Below are 6502 nucleotides of genomic sequence, written 5' to 3'. Positions count from 1 at the left end.
GACGTTCATACTGTCGGCGAGCGGTTTCAGTCCAGGTCATCGTGATCTCCATCGTATGTCAGAAATCCGATTGAATCATAACCCACTGAAATCGCTCAACCCTTTTTGGAACAGGCTCTAAAGTTATTTTAGCTACCAATATTAATATAAAAGCTGCATTGGAAGATTTGTTTTTGTCCGCATCGTAAAGCTGAGAGCCAACGTCATAAAGCTGTGCAATTTTCTTGTTTCAGATGATTCCGCTTCATGAACTAATGAAGTAGGATTCTGTTTGAGCACCCGACCATGGAGCAGGACGCATGAGCGATTTGAGACTTTCACGGGAACGACTGGACGATGCACGGGACTATGACCCCTACCGCCTGAGCAGCCCGAGAATTGTCATTCTCTCCATGGTCATCTTTCTCATCATTGTCGCTTTCCTGGCTGCGGTGCTGATGCGGCAGATCCATACATTCTTCGTCACCAATCCGGGCCTCAATGGCCTGATCTTCCTTGTGCTGCTCGTGGGAATTCTGCTGGCCTTTGGTCAGGTGCTGCGACTGCTCCCGGAAATCCGATGGGTTAATTCATTCCGAGACGGCGAACGCGACGGAGCCACGCGCCCGCCTGTGCTGCTTGCTCCCATGCGTGCTTTGATCGGGCGCAGGCAATCCATGGCACTCACGACAGCGTCGATGCGCTCCATCCTCGATTCGATCGCCACACGCCTTGATGAAAGCCGCGATATATCGCGCTATCTGATCGGCCTTCTAGTGTTCCTCGGCCTGCTCGGCACTTTCTGGGGTCTGCTTGAAACTGTAGGTTCCATTGGACAAACCATTCAGTCACTGGACCCAAGTTCGGGTAGCACTACGGATGTGCTTGATTCGCTTAAAGCGGGCTTACAGGCACCGCTTTCCGGCATGGGCACTGCATTCTCCTCCTCACTCTTCGGCCTTTCCGGCTCGCTAATCTTAGGTTTTCTCGATCTGCAAGCAGGACGCGCGCAAAACCGTTTCTACACCGAACTGGAAAACTGGCTTTCGTCAGTCACGGACCTTAGTTCCGATCTGACACCCGACGATAATCTTGGCGGTATTCGCAACCTCGCTGAACACGTGCAAAACCTGAAAGGGGACGAGGCTTCCAGCCAGCGCACATCAGCAGCACTCGCCAATCTGGCTGAAGGAATTCAGGGCCTCGTCAAAAGCATGCGCAGCGAACAACAGATGATGCGTGACTGGGTCGAAAAACAGGCCGAGGAACAAAAAGCCATCCGCGAGACGCTGGACCGTCTTAACAAAGCCATCGGCTCGAAAACTGCAAACGAGCGTCCGACCGACAACAAGCGGACGGAGTAAGCATCATGGGTCTTGCTCGTAACCGCCGCCCACAGCGTCATGTCGATTATTGGCCAGGCTTTGTCGATGCGCTGACGACCCTGCTCCTGGCCATTATGTTCCTGCTGACGGTCTTCGTGCTGGGACAGTTTTTGCTAAGCCGCGATGTCGACAGTAAGGACAGCGCGCTGGCGCGTCTCAACAGCCAGATACAGGAACTGACACAGCTTCTGTCGCTTGAAAAAAGCAATTCGCAGGATATGCAGGACACGATCGCCAACTTGCAAGCCTCACTTTCAGGCGCTGAAAGCGAGCGTTCACGCCTGCAAACTCTGCTCAATGAAGGAACCGGCGCGGGTGCTGCTGCAGAAAAGCGGGCGGGCGAACTCAGCCAGAGCCTTGATTCGGAAAAGCAGGTTAGTGCGCAGGCGCTTTCACAGGTTGAGCTGCTCAATCAGCAGATTTCTGCGCTTCGGCGCCAGATAGCAGCGCTTGAAGATGCGCTCAATGCTTCCGAATCGCGTGACCGCGAATCGAATGCCAAGATTGCCGACCTTGGCCGCCGGCTCAATGTGGCGCTGGCGCAGCGCGTGCAGGAACTCAACCGCTATCGGTCGGATTTCTTCGGCCGCCTGCGTGCGATTCTTTCTGACAAGGAAAACATCCGCATTGTCGGCGACCGCTTCGTGTTCCAGTCGGAAGTGCTTTTCCCGACAGGCTCATCTGACCTCAACCCTGCGGGTCAGGACGAAATGAAAAAGCTCGCTGATGCGGTTATCACGCTCAATCAGGAAATCCCGGACGATATAAACTGGGTTCTGCGCGTGGATGGACATACCGATAATGTGCCGCTTGCAGGCACCGGGCGCTTCCGCGACAACTGGGAGCTTTCATCGGCGCGTGCGACGGCTGTGGTCAAATATCTGATCGCCAATGGCGTTCCAGCCAATAGGCTCGTCGCAGCCGGCTTTGGCGAATACCAGCCACTCGATAGTTCAGACGCACCAGATTCCCGCGCCAGAAACCGTCGTATCGAGTTGAAACTGACTGAGAGATAAAAGAGCGCATCCCAAAAAGGGTGAGGCGGTTTTCGGATAAGATGCACGTGAATTAAAGCATTTCCAGCAAAAGCGGGAACCGGTTTTGCGTTCGGAAATGCGTAAAAACAAATAGTTAAAGCGGCTCCAACGATTCAATATTAACTGGAACCGCTGTAAAGGGGGCTTTCGCCCCCCTTCACATTAAATACCAAAGGCTCCAGCGCCTGCCTCAAACTGCAACTTGGCAAGGCGCGCATAAATACCGCCCTGAGCAACAAGTGTTTGATGCGTGCCTTCTTCCACAATTCGACCCTTGTCGAGCACCAGAATACGGTCGGCTTTAAGCACGGTTGCCAGACGGTGAGCAACGACTAGCGTTGTGCGATTGTCCATCAGAACATCGAGCGCCTTTTGCACCAGCATTTCGCTTTCGGCATCCAGCGCAGATGTCGCTTCATCGAGCAGCAAGATTGGTGCAGCACGTAAGACAGCGCGCGCTATAGCAATGCGCTGTCGCTGACCACCGGAAAGCGTAACGCCGCGTTCGCCCACCTCTGTGTCATAACCCTTGTCGAGTGCCAGAATGAAATCATGCGCCAAGGCGGCCTTCGCGGCAGCTTCAATGTCTGCATCGCTCGCACCAGGTCTGCCGAAGCCAATGTTCTCGCGAATGCTGGTTGCAAAGATTGCTACGTCCTGTGGAACAACAGCAATGCGCGCGCGCACAGCGACCGGATCCGCTTCAGGCAGTGCCACGCCGTCCATCCGTATAGAACCCGTCTGAGGGTCGTAATAGCGCATCACCAGCGAGAATATTGTGCTTTTACCAGCACCTGATGGCCCAACGATCGCAACCGTCTCACCGGGCTTTACAGTGAAGCTCACGCCATTGAGTGACGGAGCGTCCGGGCGTGAAGGGTAAGAAAAATGCACTGCATCGAAGCTGATTTCGCCACGCGGCGGCTCCGGCAATGCGACCGGCTTCAAAGGCGCTGCAATATCGGGATTCTCATCCAGTATTTCTGCAAGCCGCTCTGTAGCGCCCGCTGCCTGCGCAAGTTCGCCGCCCACTTCTGAAAGCGCACCAAACGCACTGGCCGCAAAGACGGCATAGAGAACGAACTGGCCCAATGTCCCCGCAGTCATAGTGCCGGAAAGCACATCACGCGAACCGAACCAGAGCACTGCAACAACACTCGAAAAGATCAGGAAAATTGCAAAGCCGGTCAGGATTGCGCGGGCCTTGATCGAAGACCTTGCAGCCTGATAGGCCTTTTCGACCGCACCCGCAAAACGACCCACCACCATATTTTCATTGGTAAAGGCCTGCAAAGTGCGCATGGCACCGATTTGTTCGCTGGCATAGGCATTGGCGTGGGCAAGCATATCCTGCGTCATGCGCGAGCGACGGCGTACAGAACGCCCAAATGCAATCAGCGGGATAACGATCAGCGGAATGGCTCCAATCACCAGTGCCGAGAGCTTCGGGCTTGTGATCACCATCATGATGAGCGCGCCAATGCCCAAAATAAGGTTCCGGAGCGCAACAGAGGCAGTCGCGCCAACAACTGACTTGATCTGCGTGGTATCGACAGACAGGCGCGAAACGATTTCGCCCGATTGCGAGCGGTCAAAGAATTCCGGCGAAAGACTCGTCACATGCGAAAACACCGCATTGCGTAAGTCGGCAACCACACGTTCGCCAAGCGAGATCACGAAGAAATAGCGAAGCCCCGAGGCAACAGCCAAAACGAGCGCGAGTGCCACAAGCATGCCAAAGTAATTATTGACGAAGATAGCATTGGCACCCGTGAAGCCGTGGTCGATCATCCGGCGCACAGCGACTGGAACGGCAAGCGTCGTCACGGCAGCAAGAACCAGCGAGAAAAGAGCGCCCACAACCAGAATCTTATAGCGTGAAAGGAAGGGAACCATGCGCTTCAGAGGCTTCAGCGAGCGGCGTTTACGGCCTTCCTGTGCATCGAAATCGGGATTCATGCGAATTTGACTGTCTCTGCTGGCCATTCTTGAGATTGCGCCCTTGTTATTGCTGTGCGCCTGATGTATAGGCTCGCCAACCCTTTTGGAAGCCGTTGCCTGCAAGTAACGGGTCTTCATATCTGCCATTGGGCGAAAGTGCCGCAGTTTTTAACATTAGAGCTGGGCTTTTCTTCCCAGACTTTCAGGATTGAGAAGATGAAAGCTGATATCCATCCCGACTACCACACCATCAAGGTCGTGATGACCGATGGCACTGAATATTCAACCCGCTCTACCTGGGGCAAGGAAGGCGATACGATGAATCTCGATATCGATCCATCCACGCATCCAGCATGGACCGGTGGTTCGCAGACCCTGCTTGATCGCGGTGGCCGCGTAACCAAGTTCAAGAACCGTTTCGGCAATCTCGGTATCTAATACCGTCATTGATGAACTTACGAAAAACCTCGCTTCGGCGAGGTTTTTTGTTGCGGCTTTTAAAGTACGAACAAACGCTCTAATCTTTACTCCAATGATGATTAGAGCGCTTTCAGGCATAATGATTACCGGCACGTCTCATGTCGGCAAAACTTCTTTTGCTCACCGGCTTGCTGATAAGCTTGGATGGACCATCATTTCGACAGATGAACTCGCCCGTCATCCCGGACGTCCGTGGCCCACAGTTCTCCCCACAATCGCTGAATATTATCAACACTTGTCATCAGAGACGATTCATTGGTTTCTGAAAGTGCACCATCAAAATATCTGGCCTGTTATCAGGCGAAAAATTGAAGATGAAATCCACGCCGGAAGGCCTTTCATCTTTGAAGGCGCAGCGCTACGCCCCGAATATCTTGCAACGCTCAACCCGGCTTTCACGAGCTGCGTTTGTCTTTATGCAGAAGCCGATTTTCTGCAAGAGCGAATGCGCAGCGAAGCTGGTTACCGCAGAGCCGACGCCCTTCATCAGGCTATCATCGATAAATTCATTGAACGCTCTCTCCGTGAAAACATTGAAATGCAAGCTGCCGCACAAACTCACCATATGAAATTGGTGAATGTGGCTGATAGCGGCGCAATGGATGAGCTTTATGAGGAATTAATGCATTTCCAGCAAAAGTGGGAACCGGTTTTGTGTTCGGAAATGCGTAAAAACAAATAGTTACAGCGGTTCCAACGATTCAATATTAACCGGAACCGCTGTATTGCGGTAAGCGGCCCCCAACTCTTCAGCATAATAAAAAACTCCCGGACAAACCGGGAGTTTTCCAATCCAGAACTGAAAGCCGAAATCAGGCGCTCAGCTTTTCCATGATTTCTTCGCTGACTTCGAAGTTCGTGTAAACGTTCTGCACATCGTCATCGTCTTCGAGTGCATTGAGCAGCTTGAGGACAGAGCGTGCCTTTTCCTCATCAAGCTCGGTATTGGTCTGCGGCTTCCAGATCGTCTTGATCGATTCGGCTTCACCCAATGAGGCTTCGAGGGCCTTGGAGACGTCACCGATGTCTTCAAAGGCGCAAAGGATCACGTGATCTTCCTCGCCCGACTGAACATCCTCAGCGCCAGCTTCAATGGCTGCTTCCATGACCTTATCGGCATCACCGACTTCGGCCTTGTAGACGATTTCGCCAACGCGATCGAACATGAAGGATGCAGAACCGGTTTCGCCAAGCGCGCCGCCCGACTTCGTGAAAGCAGCACGCACATTCGATGCGGTACGATTGCGGTTGTCGGTCAGGGCTTCGACGATCACCGAAACACCACCCGGGCCGCGGCCTTCGTAACGCACTTCATCATAGTTTTCACCGTCATTGCCGGCGGCCTTCTTGATGGCGCGTTCGATATTGTCTTTCGGCATAGACTGCGCCTTGGCGTTCTGAATTGCCAGACGCAGGCGCGGGTTCATCAATGGGTCAGGCAGACCCTGCTTGGCCGCGACAGTAATTTCGCGTCCGAGCTTGGAAAACATTTTCGACCGCACGGCATCCTGGCGCCCTTTGCGGTGCATGATATTCTTAAACTGTGAATGGCCAGCCATGGCACCCCTGTTCTGTTCTAATGAAGCGCACGGAGAAAGCGTCACATGAGAATAGGGCAGGCCACAGCTCGGGCCACCGTGCTTTCCGTGCAGAATGCGCGCGTTATAAGGAATTGAGCCT

General features: G+C 53.5%; 6 protein-coding genes. 4 read left to right on the top strand and 2 right to left on the bottom strand.

Going from position 1 to position 6502, the window contains the following annotated elements:
- The first annotated feature begins 299 nt into the window (after positions 1–299).
- Together OIV19_RS19620 and OIV19_RS19615 are read left to right on the top strand one after the other, a co-directional pair.
- Positions 300–1343 (top strand): MotA/TolQ/ExbB proton channel family protein, encoded by a 1044-nt coding sequence (locus OIV19_RS19620; protein WP_264233202.1) that lies wholly within the window; start codon positions 300–302, stop codon positions 1341–1343.
- A 5-nt stretch (positions 1344–1348) separates the two neighbouring features.
- Entirely contained in the window at positions 1349–2380 is a 1032-nt protein-coding gene (locus OIV19_RS19615) for a peptidoglycan -binding protein (RefSeq protein ID WP_264233200.1), read from the top strand.
- Between the two features lie 183 nt (positions 2381–2563).
- Here OIV19_RS19615 and OIV19_RS19610 read toward each other — a convergent pair whose 3' ends face one another.
- The gene (locus OIV19_RS19610; RefSeq protein ID WP_095447335.1) at positions 2564–4489 is read right to left on the bottom strand and encodes an ABC transporter transmembrane domain-containing protein; all 1926 of its coding nucleotides are present in this window, start codon (positions 4487–4489) and stop codon (positions 2564–2566) included.
- A gap of 69 nt (positions 4490–4558) precedes the next feature.
- Between OIV19_RS19610 and rpmE the strand changes: the two genes are divergently transcribed.
- Both rpmE and OIV19_RS19600 read left to right on the top strand, forming a co-directional pair.
- Positions 4559–4780, top strand: coding sequence for a 50S ribosomal protein L31 (gene rpmE / locus OIV19_RS19605; RefSeq protein ID WP_094505480.1), 222 nt, complete (start codon positions 4559–4561; stop codon positions 4778–4780).
- A 97-nt stretch (positions 4781–4877) separates the two neighbouring features.
- Positions 4878–5504 (top strand): AAA family ATPase, encoded by a 627-nt coding sequence (locus tag OIV19_RS19600; protein ID WP_498831066.1) that lies wholly within the window; start codon positions 4878–4880, stop codon positions 5502–5504.
- 130 nt (positions 5505–5634) lie between these two features.
- Here OIV19_RS19600 and OIV19_RS19595 read toward each other — a convergent pair whose 3' ends face one another.
- Positions 5635–6381 (bottom strand): YebC/PmpR family DNA-binding transcriptional regulator, encoded by a 747-nt coding sequence (locus OIV19_RS19595; RefSeq protein ID WP_095447336.1) that lies wholly within the window; start codon positions 6379–6381, stop codon positions 5635–5637.
- Positions 6382–6502 lie beyond the last annotated feature (121 nt).

The organism is Brucella sp. HL-2, from assembly GCF_025846885.2.
Taxonomy (GTDB): domain Bacteria; phylum Pseudomonadota; class Alphaproteobacteria; order Rhizobiales; family Rhizobiaceae; genus Brucella; species Brucella quorumnocens.
This window is presented reverse-complemented; position numbering and strand designations above follow the sequence as displayed.